The 16,235-nt window shown below is 30.9% G+C and carries 14 protein-coding genes and 1 other annotated feature; of the genes, 7 read left to right on the top strand and 7 right to left on the bottom strand.

Translation table 11 applies throughout. The annotated features are described in order from the left end of the window. Nucleotides 1–27: 27 nt before the first annotated feature. Nucleotides 28–852 carry a pur operon repressor gene (gene purR, locus Q0V24_RS03755; protein ID WP_297518786.1) on the bottom strand — a complete coding sequence of 275 codons (825 nt, stop codon included), beginning with the start codon at nt 850–852 and terminating at the stop codon, nt 28–30. Nucleotides 853–1,058: 206 nt separating this feature from the next. Between purR and murC the strand changes: the two genes are divergently transcribed. The 3 genes from murC (at nt 1,059) to Q0V24_RS03740 (ending at nt 5,139) form a co-directional block, all read left to right on the top strand. Continuing rightward, entirely contained in the window at nt 1,059–2,438 is a 1,380-nt protein-coding gene (murC, locus tag Q0V24_RS03750) for a UDP-N-acetylmuramate--L-alanine ligase (RefSeq protein WP_297518785.1), read from the top strand. A gap of 545 nt (nt 2,439–2,983) precedes the next feature. Further along, complete coding sequence (locus Q0V24_RS03745) at nt 2,984–3,802, top strand: purine-nucleoside phosphorylase (RefSeq protein ID WP_297518784.1); 819 nt, start codon at nt 2,984–2,986, stop codon at nt 3,800–3,802. A gap of 101 nt (nt 3,803–3,903) precedes the next feature. Further along, nucleotides 3,904–5,139, top strand: coding sequence for a NupC/NupG family nucleoside CNT transporter (locus Q0V24_RS03740; protein ID WP_297518783.1), 1,236 nt, complete (start codon nt 3,904–3,906; stop codon nt 5,137–5,139). 56 nt (nt 5,140–5,195) lie between these two features. Here Q0V24_RS03740 and Q0V24_RS03735 read toward each other — a convergent pair whose 3' ends face one another. Continuing rightward, complete coding sequence (locus Q0V24_RS03735; protein ID WP_297518782.1) at nt 5,196–6,272, bottom strand: Xaa-Pro peptidase family protein; 1,077 nt, start codon at nt 6,270–6,272, stop codon at nt 5,196–5,198. Nucleotides 6,273–6,445: 173 nt separating this feature from the next. On the opposite strand from Q0V24_RS03735, the gene Q0V24_RS03730 reads away from it, so the two are divergent. Continuing rightward, complete coding sequence (locus Q0V24_RS03730) at nt 6,446–7,144, top strand: metallophosphoesterase family protein (protein ID WP_297518781.1); 699 nt, start codon at nt 6,446–6,448, stop codon at nt 7,142–7,144. Between the two features lie 109 nt (nt 7,145–7,253). Then, nucleotides 7,254–7,501, top strand: a binding site (T-box leader). Between the two features lie 59 nt (nt 7,502–7,560). Further along, nucleotides 7,561–8,958 carry an asparagine--tRNA ligase gene (asnS, locus tag Q0V24_RS03725; RefSeq protein WP_297518780.1) on the top strand — a complete coding sequence of 466 codons (1,398 nt, stop codon included), beginning with the start codon at nt 7,561–7,563 and terminating at the stop codon, nt 8,956–8,958. Nucleotides 8,959–9,005: 47 nt separating this feature from the next. Here the strand turns inward: asnS and Q0V24_RS03720 are convergent, their stop codons facing one another. The 3 genes from Q0V24_RS03720 to Q0V24_RS03710 form a co-directional block, all read right to left on the bottom strand. Further along, entirely contained in the window at nt 9,006–10,685 is a 1,680-nt protein-coding gene (locus Q0V24_RS03720; protein ID WP_297518779.1) for a GGDEF domain-containing protein, read from the bottom strand. A gap of 138 nt (nt 10,686–10,823) precedes the next feature. Beyond that, on the bottom strand, nt 10,824–11,495 hold the full coding sequence (locus tag Q0V24_RS03715; RefSeq protein ID WP_297518778.1) for a histidine phosphatase family protein: 672 nt from the start codon (nt 11,493–11,495) through the stop codon (nt 10,824–10,826). A 90-nt stretch (nt 11,496–11,585) separates the two neighbouring features. Then, a complete protein-coding gene (locus Q0V24_RS03710) occupies nt 11,586–13,046 on the bottom strand; it encodes a leucyl aminopeptidase (RefSeq protein WP_297518777.1) in 1,461 nt (486 codons plus the stop codon). Nucleotides 13,047–13,229: 183 nt separating this feature from the next. Between Q0V24_RS03710 and Q0V24_RS03705 the strand changes: the two genes are divergently transcribed. Both Q0V24_RS03705 and Q0V24_RS03700 read left to right on the top strand, forming a co-directional pair. Next, nucleotides 13,230–13,460 carry a DUF1659 domain-containing protein gene (locus Q0V24_RS03705; protein WP_297518776.1) on the top strand — a complete coding sequence of 77 codons (231 nt, stop codon included), beginning with the start codon at nt 13,230–13,232 and terminating at the stop codon, nt 13,458–13,460. 21 nt (nt 13,461–13,481) lie between these two features. Then, nucleotides 13,482–13,709, top strand: a complete 228-nt coding sequence (locus Q0V24_RS03700) for a DUF2922 domain-containing protein (protein WP_297518775.1) — start codon at nt 13,482–13,484, stop codon at nt 13,707–13,709. A 140-nt stretch (nt 13,710–13,849) separates the two neighbouring features. On the opposite strand, the gene Q0V24_RS03695 is transcribed toward Q0V24_RS03700, so the two are convergent. Beyond that, complete coding sequence (locus tag Q0V24_RS03695; RefSeq protein WP_297518774.1) at nt 13,850–14,905, bottom strand: M42 family metallopeptidase; 1,056 nt, start codon at nt 14,903–14,905, stop codon at nt 13,850–13,852. 61 nt (nt 14,906–14,966) lie between these two features. After that, nucleotides 14,967–16,154 (bottom strand): MalY/PatB family protein, encoded by a 1,188-nt coding sequence (locus Q0V24_RS03690; RefSeq protein ID WP_297518773.1) that lies wholly within the window; start codon nt 16,152–16,154, stop codon nt 14,967–14,969. Nucleotides 16,155–16,235: the final 81 nt, after the last annotated feature.

Genomic DNA, 16,235 nt, shown 5'->3' with positions numbered 1-16,235 from the left:
ACTTATCGCAACTTTTGGTATAAAACTTTAGACATCTTCTTTTAAATTTTCTGAAGGAATTATTTTAATCCCACTTTCCTCTTCAAGTTCTACAACATCTACTAATGAAATATAATCTTTTATCAATTTTTTTGAAGAAATTTTATTATCAACAAGAACTCCAATCCCAACAAGTTCAGAATCAAATTCTCTTAATAAATCAATTATACCCTTAGCTGTTCCTCCACCTCTCATGAAATCATCTATAAATATGCATCTGCTTCCTGTTTTTAAAGCTTTCTTTGATAAACACATTTGTTGAATTCTTCCTGATGTTCCTGAAACATAGTTTATTGAAAGTGTTGAACCCTCTGTAACTTTACTATCTCTTCTTGCTACAATCATTTGAACTCCAAGGTTTTTAGCCACCTCATAAGCAAGTGGTATTCCCTTAGTTTCAACTGTAACTACATAATCAATTGATTCTTTTTTAAAAAATGAACCAAGTATAACCCCCGCTTTACCAATTATAGCTGGATCAAACATTAAATCTGTAACATAAATAAACTTACTAGCAACAAGTCTATTATTAGCACTCATAACGTCACAAAGTTCATTTATAAATTTATCTCTCTCTTCTCTACCAATATGAGGAACAAACTTTATTCCACCAGCAGCACCTGCTATAGTTTCAATGCTACCCATATCTTTTTTTTCTAAACTTTCTCTCACTATAAATATATCTTCACTTATAGTTGACTTAGCTGCATTTAAAAGCTCTGAAAATCTATTTAGACCTATTATTCTATTAGGATTTTCCATAAGAATTTTTGTAATTATAGATACCCTAGTATTTCTGCTTAACTTTTCCATTTATATTCACCTTCATTTATATGATTTTTATACGAATTATTTTTAAAATATTTATCTCAATATTCATATTTTATTCAATATTCGTATTAATAGCAATCTTTATTCTATAAATTTACCATATTTTCATGTTTATTTTTTAATAAGTGTGTGAAATTACTTAAATCTGTATATAATTAAGTATGTAATAGAAAAAGGAGATGATATTAGTGACTTTTGATTTAAAAAGAGATATTGATAAAAAGGTTCACCTTATCGGTATAGGTGGAGTTAGTATGAGTGGTCTAGCCGCTATTCTACTTAATGCTGGATACAAAGTTTCTGGTTCTGACTCAAAAGAATCAGAATTAACAAATAGATTAAAAAATAATGGGGCACAAATCTACATAGGACATAGTGCAGACAACATCCAAAATGTTGACCTGGTAGTTTACACAGCTGCTATTCCTAGTGATAACCCAGAAATAGTTAAAGCTAAAGAAATTGGGGCTATCTTAATGGATAGAGCTGAATTCTTAGGATTCCTATTAAAATCACACAAACTAAATGTAGCCGTAGCAGGAACTCATGGTAAAACAACAACAACATCTATGATTGCACATGTTACTTTAGCAGGAGAGCTTGACCCAACAATTTTAGTTGGTGGCGATTTAGATATCATAAATGGTAACTTTAGAGTTGGTAGTAGTGATCACTTCATAACAGAAGCTTGTGAATACAAAAAAAGCTTTTTAAGATTCCATCCATTTATAGGAATAATCCTAAATATAGATGCAGACCATCTTGACTTCTATAAAGATATACACGAAATTGAAGATACATTCTTAGAATTTGCACAATTAATTCCTGAAGATGGACAATTAATTGGTAATGCAGATGATGCAAGAGTTAGAAATATACTTTCAAAATGCAAATGTAATGTTATTTCATATGGTATAGAAAGTGGTGATATCAGAGCTAAAAACATTGAATTTGATGGAAGAGGTTGTGCAACTTTTGATGTTTACAACAAAGACGAATATCTTCTTTCACTTTCACTTAATGTACCTGGAATGCATAATGTATCAAACTCACTTTCAGCTATAGCTGTTGGAATAAGATTTGATATAAGTACAGAGCAAATAATCAAAGGACTTAACTCTTTTGGTGGAGCTCATAAAAGATTTGAATATAAAGGTATTAAAGATGAAGTCACAGTTGTTGATGACTATGCTCACCACCCTGTTGAAATCAAAGCTACTTTAGAAACAGCTAGAAAAATGGATACAAAAAGAACTATTGCTATATTCCAACCTCACACATATACAAGAACAAAAACATTATTTGATGATTTTGCAACTTGTTTTGGTGAATCAGATGAATTAGTTCTTATGGATATCTATGCTGCAAGAGAAAAAGATACAGGTCTTGTAAACTCTATAGAACTTGGAGATGCAGTACGAGCTACTGGAGTTAAATGTATTAATGTACATTCTCACGAAGAGGCTTTAGACTACGTAAAATCAGTAATTAACAAAGGTGATTTATTAATTACTGTTGGCGCTGGTGATGTTGTTAAAGTTGCAGAAATGTTCTTAGAAAATAAATAGAAAAGAGCTAGCAAAAGCTAGCTCTTTTCATTTGTTACAAAAATTTAAATAAATAAACTAAGTATCTTTTTTAACATTACTACTTTTCTATTTATTTTAACTTTTTGTTATTAATTTTTATTTTTTTTGTATCTTTTACAAGCATTTTAATTGATATATACGTTTGCATATAAAAAACTCTAATGATATGATAATATGAACAATAATTTTATATTTTTTGTCGAATATTGCTTGTAAGCGTTTAAAAAAGCTATTGCAAGTAAGTTCATGATTATTTACTATATTTATTCAATTTAGTGAAGAGGCTTAAAATACCATATTTTACATTGTATTTTTTTCCTTTGCTACTTATAATTAACTTAATTATTTATTGAGGAATTTTGACAATTTGTCTAGATTTATGCTCAAATTTTATTTTATTAACTAAATAAAATTAAAATTAGTAATTATTGTTGAATAAAATATATAATAATCTCAAAAAGTAATATTTGTATTTTAAAAGTTTTTATTGAAAAAAACTTAAATTTTTTTAGAGGTGATTAGATATGGATTTATCAACAAAAATTAAAGTAGCTGCAGATTATATTTTAGAAAAATCAAACTACAAGCCAGAACTAGCATTAATACTTGGTTCAGGACTTGGAGCAATAGCTGACACAATCAAGGAAGCTGAATATTATAACTATTCAGAAATCCCTGGATTCCCAGTTTCAACAGTAGAGGGACATGCTGGTAGACTTGTTATTGGTAAATTAGAAGGAAAAGTTGTTGTAGCAATGCAAGGAAGATTCCACTATTATGAGGGATATAACATGCAAGAAGTTACATTCCCAGTAAGAGTTATGAAACTTTTAGGTTGTGAAAAACTTATAGTAACAAATGCTGCTGGTGCAGTAAATGCAAACTATACTCCTGGAGATTTAATGTTAATAACAGACCATATTAACTTTGCAGGTGCTAACCCACTTATCGGAAGAAACTTAAGTGAATTTGGAACAAGATTCCCTGATATGTCAGATGCTTATGATAAATCATTAAGAGTAGAAGTTAAGAAGATAGCTTCTGAACTTGGTATGGAACTTAGAGAAGGGGTTTACGCTATGTTTAGTGGCCCAACTTATGAGACACCTGCTGAAATCAGAATGGCTAGAACTATAGGTGCTGATGCTGTTGGAATGTCAACTGTTCCAGAAGTTATTATTGCTAAACATAGTGGACTTCAAGTTGTTGGAATCTCATGCATGACAAATATGGCTGCTGGGATATTAGACCAACCTCTAAACCATGCAGAGGTTATGGAAACATCTGAAAAGGTTAGAGCAAACTTTATTTCTCTAATGTCTAATATAATCAAAAATCTTTAAGATGAAATGTATACAGGACTATCCTCAATTAGGATGGTCCTGTTTTTTTGTCCAAAATCTTTATAAATAAAAAACTTATGATGAAAAAAGGGGATAAACAAATGGATAGATTTACAGGTGTTTTAGGTCTTATAGCGATTTTAGGCGTAGCTTTCCTATTCTCAGAAAATAAGAAGAAAATTAACTGGCGTTTAATCATAACAGGGTTAGTTCTTCAAGTTCTATTTGCACTATTTGTTTTAAAGACGTCAATTGGTCAAGAAATATTTAATGGCTTCAATGGCGTAATTATGAAGTTACTTAGCTTTACAAGTGAGGGGACAAACTTCTTATTTGGACCACTTAGTGATGGGTCAGGTGCAATTCCTGCCGGTTCAGTCTTTGTATTTAATGTACTGCCTACAATGATATTCTTCTCATCACTTATGAGTATTTTATATCACTTAGGAATTATGCAAATTATTATTAAAGTAATATCAAAAGGTCTTGCAAAAATACTTGGAACTAGTGGTGCTGAAACATTAAGTGCTGTGGGAAATATTTTTCTTGGACAAACTGAAGCTCCATTACTTATCAAACCATATATTGCAAAAATGACTAGATCAGAACTTCTTGCTATTATGGTTGGAGGTATGGCTACCGTTGCTGGTGGAGTTATGGCTGGTTATGTTGCTATGGGAGTTAATGCTGGAGATTTATTAGCTGGTTCAATAATGGCAGCACCTGCTGGATTATTACTTGCTAAAATATTAATTCCAGAAACTGAAGTTCCTGAAACACAATCTGGTACTGAAGTTAAATTAGAATCAACAAGTTCAAGTGTTATTGAAGCTGCTGCAAATGGTGCTTCAGAAGGTCTTGGAATGGCATTAAACGTTGCTGCTATGTTGCTTGCATTCATTGCTTTAATAGCTCTATTAAATTCATTACTTGGATGGGTTGGTGGAATATTTGGAATGGATTATTTAAGCCTTTACTGGGTACTTGGTAAATTATTTGCCCCTGTAGCTTGGCTTATGGGAGTTCCAGCTCAAGATATTAATACTGCTGGTAGTCTTCTTGGTCAAAAAATTGCTATCAATGAATTCGTTGCTTATTCAGAGCTTGGAGTTAATATAGCTAACCACACATTACAACCAAAAACAATAATGATATTAAGCTATGCTCTTTGTGGCTTTGCAAACTTCACATCAATTGCTATTCAAATAGCTGGAATTGGTGGAATTGCACCTGAGAGAAAAGGAACTATAGCTAAACTTGGCTTTAAAGCATTGCTTGGTGGGGCTTTAGCTACATTTATGACAGCTACAATCGCTGGAATATTATTTAGTGCATAGTTACAACCTTAGGAAAAGGACAACTCACATTTGTGAGTTGTCCTTTTTCAGTTATATTATTTTATTATTGTAAGCTCTTTATTATATTTATTTAGTCTTATACAGCCCTCTTTAGTTACCATAACTAAATCTTCTATTCTAACACCAATATCATCTTTAATATAGATTCCTGGCTCTACTGAGAATATCATTCCTTCTTCTAAAATATCTTCATTAACTGAACTAACATTTCCAAAATCATGAACCTCTATCCCAATACAGTGACCTGTTCTATGTGTGAAATATTCACCATAACCTTTTTCACTTATATAATTTCTAGCTGCATTATCAACATCACAGAATTTCGCACCTGGTTTAACCGCTGCAATAGCTCTTTTATTAGCTTCTAAAACTATGTTATATATATCTGCATGTCTATCTGAAACTTCCTTATAAAAGTATGTTCTAGTCATATCAGAGCAATAATTTGCTTTTCTACATCCCATATCTATAACTATACAATCTCCTGCTTTAACCATGTTATCACCTGATGAACAGTGTGGGTCAGCAGCATTAGCTCCATAAGCTACTATTGATGGGAATGAATTACCCTGTGTTCCCTTTTGTGCATATTTTTCTGTTATAACTCTACAGATGTCTTTTTCTGTAGTATCATCATTTATGCAAGAAACTATCTCACTCATAACCTCATCATTAACTTTTGATACATCTATCATAAGTTCTTTTTCTATATCATCTTTAACCATTCTAAGCTTATCAACTATAGGAGATGAATTTATAAATCCACTAGCCCCATTAAGGTCCATAAGTCTTATAAGAAAATGTGCTTTCCAATCTTTATCTATTCCTAAAGTTTTAGTCTTATCAGTAAATTCACTTAAAACCTCTACGCCATCTTCTATATCATCATACCAAACAAGCTCTATATCTCCACAGTTTTCAACTGGAAAAAGCTTATTTACAACAAATTTTTTCTCCCCATTAACATTTATATATAATGCTAACATTCTCTCTCCTGCATGTATCATTTTACCTGTAAGATAAAATAATGCTGGTGTTGATGTAACAAGCATCTGTGAAAGATTTTCTCTTTTCATTACTTCTATAACTTTATCAATTCTTGAATTATTCATAAAAACCATCCTTTCCCCAAAAACTACTAATATACTTTAATTATACAACACCTTAGTTTCTTTTAATAATTTCTAATAAAAATAAATTAGAGAAAAAACTAAAATAATAATATAATTAGAATAGTGGACATGTTCCACTATTCTATTTTTGATTACAAAGGAGTTTTTAATTTATGAGAATAGCAGTTATATCAGATATACATGGAAATTTATACTCCCTACTTAGAGTTTTAGAAGATATAGATTCACAAGATGCGGATACTATAATTTGTCTTGGTGATCTTGTAGGCTATGGTCCACATCCAAATGAGGTAATTGCCTTAATTAAAAAAAGAAATATTCTTTGTCTTAAAGGCAATTATGATGCCTCTGTTGTGGATAATGATTTTACTTTTATACGTCGAACAAATTCAAATGAATTCTCACTGCCTTGGACAGTTGAAGAACTCAGGGCATCTAATTCTTACTATTTAAATAGCCTTCCAACTGAACTTACAATGAATATTTGTGATAAAAAAATAAAATTTGTACATGGAAGTCCTAGAAAAATTGATGAATATATGGATAAAAACAATTTAGATAAAGAAACTATAATGTCTGAGCTTACAGAAGATATTTTAGTATGTGCTCATACTCACATCCCATCAGTAGAACAATTTGGAGATAAAATGCTTATTAATGATGGTAGTATTGGAAAGCCTAAAAATGGTTCTTCTGAAGCTACTTACATCTTATTAGACTTATATGATGGTGCAACTCCAAAAGTTAAAGTTAGAAAAGTTGAATATGATCTTACAAAAATTACGAAAGACATGCAGATGAAAAAATTCCCATCTTCATTAATCACATCATACCAAACAGGAAGAGAATAATTAACAGAGGTTGCATTATAGTAACCTCTGTTTTTATCTAAAATTCAAAAGAACATTTATTATTGCATTTGTTTATAATGTATTGTAGAATTACAATATAATTAAAAATCAAATTACTGTGAAAAGAAGAGTAAATCAAGGAATTTCTTTTTAGCGAGTGGGTTATGGTGCAAGTCTCACATGGAAGCCTTTTTTGAAGAACATCTTGGAGTTTCTAACCGAAAGAATTATCAAGTAGGCTTAGACGGAGTCAAACCGTTATACATTGAGAAGCATATAATTGTGCTTTTAAAAAGAAGTTGGTTATGTATTTTCATAGCAATTTGGGTGGTACCGCGGAATCCTTTCGTCCCAGAATAGGATGTTGGGGTTTTTTTTGCGTATAAAAATAAATGAAAAAGTGAGGATATAGAAATATGAATGATTCAGTTTTAGTAAAAAGTCTTTACAGAAACACAGCTGACTATGCTGGTAAACAAGTTGTTATCTCAGGTTGGATAAGAACATTAAGAGCTTCAAATGCTTTTGGATTTATAGAAGTTAATGATGGTTCTTTCTTTAAAGCTATCCAAGTAGTTTTCGCTAATGATAAATTAGCTAACTACAACGAAATTGCAAAACTTCCAATAAGTTCATCAATCAAGGTTATAGGTACTTTAATAGAGACACCAAACACAAAACAACCTTTTGAACTTCAAGCTGAAGAAATAATAATCGAAGGTATGTCTGATTCAGATTACCCATTACAAAAGAAAAGACATACTCGTGAGTATTTAAGAACAATAGCTCACCTTAGACCAAGAAGTAACCTTTTCTCAGCTGTATTTAGAGTTAGAAGTGTAGCTGCTTATGGTATTCATAAATTCTTCCAAGAGCAAGGATTTGTATATACACATACGCCTATCTTAACAGGTTCAGACTGTGAGGGTGCAGGAGAGATGTTCCAAGTTACAACTCATGACTTACACAATGTTCCTATGACAGAAGATGGCGCTATCGATTTTAAGAAAGATTTCTTTGGAAAAGAAACTAACCTTACTGTTTCAGGACAGTTAAATGCTGAAACATTTGCTTTAGCATTCAGAAATGTATATACATTCGGACCAACATTCAGAGCTGAAAACTCAAACACAAAGAGACACGCTGCTGAATTCTGGATGATAGAACCTGAAATAGCTTTTGCTGATCTTCAAGATGATATGGAACTTGCTGAAGACATGCTTAAATACGTAATCAAATACGTAATGCAAGAATGTCCTGAAGAATTAGAATTCTGTAATAACTTTGTAGATAAAGGTTTAACTGATAGATTACAACATGTTGTTTCATCAGATTTTGGTAAAGTTACTTATACAGAAGCAGTTGAAATGTTACAAAACTCAGGACAAAAATTCGAATATGCAGTTGAATGGGGAATTGACCTTCAAACTGAGCATGAAAGATACCTTACAGAAGAAATCTTTAAAAAGCCAGTATTCGTTACTGACTACCCTAAAGATATTAAAGCATTCTACATGAGATTAAACGAAGATGGAAAAACTGTTGCAGCAATGGACTGTTTAGTTCCTGGAATCGGTGAAATCATTGGAGGAAGCCAAAGAGAAGAAAGATATGAAGAGCTTATCAAGAGAATTGAAGAGCTTGGACTTAGCAAAGAAGATTACTGGTGGTACTTAGAACTTAGAAAATATGGAGAAACTAAGCACGCTGGATTTGGACTTGGATTCGAAAGATTAATAATGTACGTAACAGGTGTTGATAACATCAGAGACGTAATACCTTTCCCAAGAACAACAGGTCAATCAGACTTCTAAAATATCAAATAAGGACATAACACAAAATTGTGTTATGTCCTCTTTTTTTAATATTCCACTCTATTTTTTCCATTCTTTTTTGCTTTATATAAAAATGCATCTGCCTTTTCTAAACTTATATAGGTCTTTTCACTTAAGTTATACTCAGAAATACCACAACTTGCAGTTATCACATTTCCATACTCCCATTCAAGACTTTCTATCCCTCTAACTATACGCTTAGCAACATTCGCAGTATACTCCATTTTTTCAATCTCAAAAACTAAAAGAAACTCTTCTCCACCATATCTACAAACTAGAACCTTATCTCCACCAATTAAATTCATTGTTTTAACTAATCTTTTTAAAACTTTATCCCCAAAAATATGACCATAAGTATCATTTACCATCTTATAATTATCAACATCTAACATAGCTATAGCAAAATGCTTTCTTTTTTTCTCTAGCTTTTGAATATATGCTATTGTATATCTTCTATTAAACGCTTTAGTTAAACTATCTCTATTAAGCTCCGAATTTAATCTTTTAATATTTTTCCTCTTTTTATAATATGCACCACCAATTATAGACGCTAAAATAAGTACTCCTATAACTAAAAGTATTAAAATCTTATTATTTGATTGTGATTTTTTAAATTTTATCTCATTCAAAATATTTTGTGGGTCATTCTCATGCATATTTATTATTATATTAGCATTAATTTTTTCTTTAGAATTTGATAAAACCTGCTCTTGAACTATATATTGTTGGTAGTAGTTAGCAGATTCTTGATACTCACCTATCTTATTATATAAATTTCCAAGTCTATATAATATTTTCCCATTTATATCATATAATTTCTGACCTTTAGTATATTTATATGACTTTAAATAATTATCAATTGCCAAATCATAATTTTTAAGATCTTCATTTAATCTGCCATTATAATAATAATATTCTGATTCTATTAAAGTTGAATTTAATTTTTGCATTTTCCCAGAAACTATTTTCAAATTTTTTTTAGCCTCGTCCAATTTCCCTTGATTAATTTGCGCTCTAGCTAAATAAATTATTCCATTTAAATAATTCATTTCACTCTTTTCTTTTGTAGACTTACCCATTCCAGATAATGCATATACTTCTGCTTGCTCATAATCTTCTTGATAAAAATAATAATTAGATTTCACATAATCTACACTAGATGTTTCATCTATATAATATTTTTTTTCTAGTTCATTACCGACTTTAAAATATGACTCTCCATAGGCTCTATCACCCAAAATATTGCATGTAGTTGCTACTAGATAATCTATACCAACCATATTCTTAAGATATATATTATCCCCGGTTTGGGTATATAGCTCACACAAATTATCTAAAAGGTCTAATGAATATTGAATAATTATTGTATATCTTTTACTCTCAATACTTATAGCTAATATATTAAACATAACACTATTAGCTTCATCTAAATTGTCTTCTTGCATTAATTCATTACTTGCTACACCAAGATATTTAATTGCATTATCAATTTGTTTTTCTTTATAATAATAATTTCCAATTTCAATATTTAAATTTATTTTTTCATCAACACCAACACCTGATCTATTGCTGTTTAATTTCCCTAATAATTCATTTATAGAATTTGTGCTATGAACTGTTTGTGCTAATGCTATATTTTTATTTAAAAATAAAAATACAAAAGTAATTATTGTAAAGAGAAAAATAAACCTATTAAAAATCTTCATTTATTAGCTCCCTCTTTATTAAATATAAATTTACTTATGTATTATATCAAAGATTTGTGTTTTTCGCTCTTTTTTTCCATTTAACACCTCTTAAACCTTAAAAAGAAAAAAGTAGGCTTATAACCCACTTTTCTTCCCTTACTTAAACTGATTAAATTCTTTAAATGAATATTCATGATGTGAGATATCTGCATTAAGCAATATCTCATACTCTCCATTTTCAAAATCTATTTCTGTTAAACTTGTTTGCTTTACAAATGGCTCATGCCATAATGTATCTATATCTCTTTTTTCAAGTAAACACATAAAACTTTTAATTGTTATAGTATGTGTTACCACTAAAATTCTTTTGCCTTTGTTATTTTCAATAATTTCTGATATGGCTTCAAAACTTCTTTTTGCCATTTCATTATAAGTTTCCCCACCTTCTGTTGGAATATACTTTGATGGAACATTCCAAAAATTATGTTGATTCTCCATGCATATAGCTTTTATCTCTTCCTGACTTTTACCCTCCCAAACGCCAACATTTATTTCCCTAAGACCGTCATGTTTATTAATTTCAAGGCCTCTTTTAACACTAAGAATTTCTGCAGTATTATAAGCTCTACCTGTTGGGCTAGAATATACAACATCAATTTCTAAATCTCTTATTCTTTTCTCAAGCCACTCTGCTTGTTTTATTCCAAGCTCTGTTAAATCTGAATTTGCCCACCCTTGAAATCTTCCCTGTGTATTCCACTGTGTTTCACCATGTCTTGTTAAATATAATTTTGTCATCTCTTCATCCCCCATTATTATATATATCATTTCCCATTATAAATTAGCTTATGCTCCCTCGTAAAGTTTTATATAAAAAAAGAACACTAGAATCTCTAGTGTTCTTTAATTTATATAAGATTATCTTCTTTTTACTAATTCATAAAGAAGTCTTGCACCCTCACCTGTAGCACCAATTTCTGAGTAAGGCATTGGAGCATCTGTCCATGAAGTTCCTGCAATATCAAGGTGCATCCAAGGTTTATCTTGAACAAACTCACCAATGAATAATCCAGCTGTTATTGAACCAGCAAATTTTCCACCGATATTTTTAAGGTCTGCAACTTTAGACTTGTTCATTGCTTTATATTCTTCTGTTATTGGTAATCTCCAAACGAATTCGCCTGTTGATTTTGAAGCTTCTTCTAATTGTGAGTAGAACTCATCATTATTAGCAAGAACTCCTGTTGTTGTATTTCCAAGAGCAACTAAAACAGCTCCTGTAAGTGTAGCTACATCAACTACTGAATCAACATTTTCTTTTTCTATGATATAGTGAACTGCATCAATTAATGTTAATCTTCCTTCTGCATCTGTGTTTAATATTTCTATATTTTTTCCACCCATTGAACCAATGATATCTCCTGGTTTATAAGCTTCTCCTGATATAGCATTTTCACATGAAGCAACTACTGCTACAACATTCTTTTTAAGTTTTCTTTCAGCTATGATTGACATTGCACCTATAACAGCTGCTGAACCACCCATATCTGACTTCATTGTATCCATTGAAGTACTTGGTTTAAGTGAGTATCCACCTGTATCAAATGTTAACCCTTTTCCTACTAAACCTTGTTTGTTATTTAAGTTATCAGAATCTCCGTTGTATCTCATAACTATAAGCTTTGGCTCATGTATTGAACCTTTAGCTACTGATAAGAAAGCTTCCATTCCAAGAGCTTTGATTTCTTCAAGCCCCTTAACTTCTACTTCAAATCCGTATTTCTTACCACAATCAACAGCTTCTTGTGCAAGCATAGCTGGAACCATTATGTTAGCTGGCTCATTTACTAAATCTCTAGCTATTATTGTTCCCTCTGCAAGCATTACTGCTTCTTCAAAAGCATCTTTAGCTGATGCTAAAACTTCTGAAACATTTACTGTTAAATCTTTATCTGCTGATTTCTTAGACATGAACTTGTCAAATTTATAGTAACCAAGAGTCATCCCCTCAACTATCCCTTTAGCAAATTCATTTGCATCTTTAACTTCTACATTTCCAAGACATACTTTAGCATTTTCAGCTTTTAAAGCTTTTAATTGTCTTGCTGCTTTTGAGAAAGCTTTTCTCATTTCATCAACAGTAAGTTCTGATTTTTTTCCAAGACCTAATGCAACTACATCTTTTATAGCCCCATTTTCATCTTTCATGTTTAAAACTAAAACTTCTGATTTAGCTCCTTTAAAAGTACCTTTTTCTTCAGCTCTTTTTAAACTAGCGTCTACTTCTACTTTTTTGCAATTAAGTTCACCCTCAAAAAATGGAAGAACTACTGCATCAACATCTATTAATGAAACTTTATTCATTTTTATATTTAACATAATTACACCTCTTTACTTAATATCTATTTTAATTTTAGTTAATCCTAAATTTAGATTATTTTATTTAATATCTATTTTACCACTTTAGTGTGACAGTTTGGAAATAAAAAAACTTTTTTTTTATTTTTTTTAAAAACTCACCTTTTATTGCATATATAGATAGTGAAAAGGGGGGATGTCAAAATGACAAACCAAAATATTATAAAAAGTACACTAGTTTTACAATACCACTTCGGATTAGACTCACATGGAAACCCAGCAATTAAAAAGCAAAGATTTGCTTCTATAAAAGCTGAATCTCCAGATGCACAAGTCAAAGCAGTAGGTGATGCCTTTGCCTCACTAATTGCAACGTCTTCAATAACAGTACAAAAAGAAGAAACTATAGACCTTGAACCAATACCAACAGTTTAATAAAAAAAGGGAGGGATTTAAATGAACGGAACACTTTATAACCTAGTAATGACATTTAAAAATGAATCAAACAAAAATTCTCAAATAACAATCAAAAATGTGAGGGATGATATAACTTCAGAAGAAGCTAAAGCTGCAATGGCAGTAATAGTATCAAGTAATATTTTCCTAACACCACTTGGCAATTTAACTGCACCTCATAGTGCAGAACTAATTGCACAAACAACAACAGCTTTAAACCTTGCATAAATTTAGTTTTTAAATAAAAAATACTTTTACTAATTACCAAAAAACTATCCTTAAATCTCAAAAGACCATCCTTTATTTAAAAAGGATGGTCTTTCTTTATCTGTGGATAACTTTTTTAAAACTTATCCACAGGTTTGTATTTATTTTTTATATGAATATAAATCATCCAAAAAGTCTTTATCTAATCTTTTTACTACACTTGTAACAAGCTTTACTGCTTTTTGATAATCATCATAATTTACAATAGTTGTCCCTGTATGTGCATATCTTACAGGAATTACAACTGATAAACTTGGAACTCCCGCATCATAAAGATGAACTGCCCCAGAATCTGTTCCACCACCAGATAAAATATCATACTGAAAATCTATATTCTCCTCCTTTGCCACATCAACAAAAAGATTTAAAAGTTTCTTATTTCCAATAGCAAGTTTATCACAAACTACAAGACAAGGTCCCTCATTTAATTTTCTACCCTTACCACCAAGCGTCGGAGTATCTTTTGTAGAAGCCACATCAACTATAATTGCAATATCTGGCTTCACCACTGCTGTAGTTGTAAAACCACCTCTTGTTCCGACCTCTTCTTGAACTGAACCAACACCATAAACAGTATTATTGTGCTTAGCATCTTTTAGCTCTTTTAAAACAGAAACCATAGTTGCACATCCAATTCTATCATCCCAAGCCTTTCCAAGAATATTTTTTGTACCATTCATAACCTCAACTTCTCTAGCTGGAGTTACCATATCTCCCGGTCTAATTCCAAACTCCTCAACCTCTTTATCAGAAGAAACTCCAAGGTCTACATAAACATCATCAAAAGAAATATCTTTAGTAGATTTATCAGTAATCATAACCCCAGTAAATTTTCTTCCTTTATAACTAGTAATAATAACCTTTGATGCAATTATCATATGAGGATTCCATCCCCCAAGAGGAAAAACTCTTAAAAAACCTTTTGAATCTATGCTTCTAACTACAAATCCAACCTCATCCATATGAGAAACTATAGAAACCTTAAGATCTTCTCTCTCACCTTTTTTAACCGCAATAATACTTCCTAAATTATCATAAGTAAATTCATCTGAAAAATCTCTAAGTTCCTCTTTTATAATTTCTCTAACCTCATCTTCAGCTCCTGGAATTCCATCTGCCTCACTAATTCTTTTTAAAAAATCAAAATCTTTCATCATGTCTTCTCCCCCTAGTTTTATCTTTAAGAATCCTCTGGTATTGTACCAGAGTGTAGTTCAATTATCTATTATTAACTGCTATCTCTAATCTTTTTAATGCTTCTTCTAAAATAAATCTTTGGCACCCTAAATTAATTCTTGAGAACCCATCACCATTATCTACAAAAGTATAACCCTCACAGAACTTTATTTTTGCTACTTCTAAATTAAACTCTTCAAGTTTTATTGGGTCACTCTCAACTTCTCTAAAATCAAGCCAAGCAAGATATGAAGCCTCTGGTTCTATAAGTTTTACACTTGGAATTCTTGTTTTAAGATAATCTCTAAGATAATCTATATTTCCCTCTACATATTCTATAAGCTCATCAAGCCAATCCCCGCACTCATTATAAGCTGTAGTTACTGATGGAATTACAAAAATATTTGGAGATGTAATAGAATTCCTCTCTAATCTCTTTTTAAGTTTATTTCTAATTTCCTCATTTGGAATTATAGTATATGAAGATTTAAGCCCACCAAGATTAAATGCCTTATTTGGCGAAGTACAAAGAATAGTATTATTTCTAACCTCTTCACTTACATCTGTCATTGCAATATGCTTATTTCCATAAATCATAAGGTCTCTATTTATCTCATCTGCCACAATTAAAACATTATGCTTAACACAAAGCCCTCCTACTTTTAAAAGTTCTTCTCTGCTCCAAACTCTACCTGTAGGATTGTGTGGTGAACAGAATATCATAAGAGTTGTCTTATCATCACTAAGTTTTTCTTCTAAATCTTTATAATCAATTGTATACTTTCCATCATTTAAAAGTAATCTATTATAAATTGGAACTCCTCCACCTCTAACTATCGCATTATAAAATGGATCATAAGCTGGACTTTGAAGAAGTACATTATCTCCTATACTACAAAATTCCTGAACTATATAATGAAGTGTACTAACTGTCCCATGAGTTAAAGTCAGCCACTCTTTTTTAATTTGTGAATTATGTCTTTTACTATTCCAATTAATTATTGAATCATAAAACTCATCATACACATATGTGTATCCATAAATCCCATGTTCTGCAACTTCTCTAATAGCTTTTTGAATTTGCGGCGCACACTGAAAATCCATATCTGCCATTCCCATTGGAATAATATTATCTCCAAAAGTTCCATCATCTTTAATCTCTGTCATATTCCATTTTCTTGCCTTAAAATTACCTCTATTAACTAATGTATTAAAATCATATTTACCCATAATAAAACTCCCCCTAAAATTTAAATTCATGCTTAATTCTAGATTAGTGTTTAATCCATAATTAAAAATGAACCACCTTTA

Origin of the sequence: uncultured Clostridium sp. (genome assembly GCF_947039605.1) — a bacterium.
Classification (GTDB): Bacteria; Bacillota; Clostridia; order Clostridiales; family Clostridiaceae; genus Sarcina.
The sequence above is the reverse complement of the archived record's forward strand: the minus strand, read 5'-3'. Positions and strand labels throughout refer to the sequence as shown.

What these genes read in the sequence shown, in the direction of transcription:
- Q0V24_RS03700 (WP_297518775.1), top strand. Translation starts at nt 13,482, where the DNA reads ATGAACGGAACACTTTATAACCTAGTAATGACATTTAAAAATGAATCA.
- Q0V24_RS03730 (WP_297518781.1), top strand. Translation starts at nt 6,446, where the DNA reads ATGAGAATAGCAGTTATATCAGATATACATGGAAATTTATACTCCCTA.
- Q0V24_RS03745 (WP_297518784.1), top strand. Translation starts at nt 2,984, where the DNA reads ATGGATTTATCAACAAAAATTAAAGTAGCTGCAGATTATATTTTAGAA.
- Q0V24_RS03710 (WP_297518777.1), bottom strand. Translation starts at nt 13,046, where the DNA reads ATGTTAAATATAAAAATGAATAAAGTTTCATTAATAGATGTTGATGCA.
- Q0V24_RS03735 (WP_297518782.1), bottom strand. Translation starts at nt 6,272, where the DNA reads ATGAATAATTCAAGAATTGATAAAGTTATAGAAGTAATGAAAAGAGAA.
- Q0V24_RS03695 (WP_297518774.1), bottom strand. Translation starts at nt 14,905, where the DNA reads ATGATGAAAGATTTTGATTTTTTAAAAAGAATTAGTGAGGCAGATGGA.
- Q0V24_RS03720 (WP_297518779.1), bottom strand. Translation starts at nt 10,685, where the DNA reads ATGAAGATTTTTAATAGGTTTATTTTTCTCTTTACAATAATTACTTTT.
- asnS (WP_297518780.1), top strand. Translation starts at nt 7,561, where the DNA reads ATGAATGATTCAGTTTTAGTAAAAAGTCTTTACAGAAACACAGCTGAC.
- purR (WP_297518786.1), bottom strand. Translation starts at nt 852, where the DNA reads ATGGAAAAGTTAAGCAGAAATACTAGGGTATCTATAATTACAAAAATT.
- Q0V24_RS03690 (WP_297518773.1), bottom strand. Translation starts at nt 16,154, where the DNA reads ATGGGTAAATATGATTTTAATACATTAGTTAATAGAGGTAATTTTAAG.
- Q0V24_RS03740 (WP_297518783.1), top strand. Translation starts at nt 3,904, where the DNA reads ATGGATAGATTTACAGGTGTTTTAGGTCTTATAGCGATTTTAGGCGTA.
- Q0V24_RS03715 (WP_297518778.1), bottom strand. Translation starts at nt 11,495, where the DNA reads ATGATATATATAATAATGGGGGATGAAGAGATGACAAAATTATATTTA.
- Q0V24_RS03705 (WP_297518776.1), top strand. Translation starts at nt 13,230, where the DNA reads ATGACAAACCAAAATATTATAAAAAGTACACTAGTTTTACAATACCAC.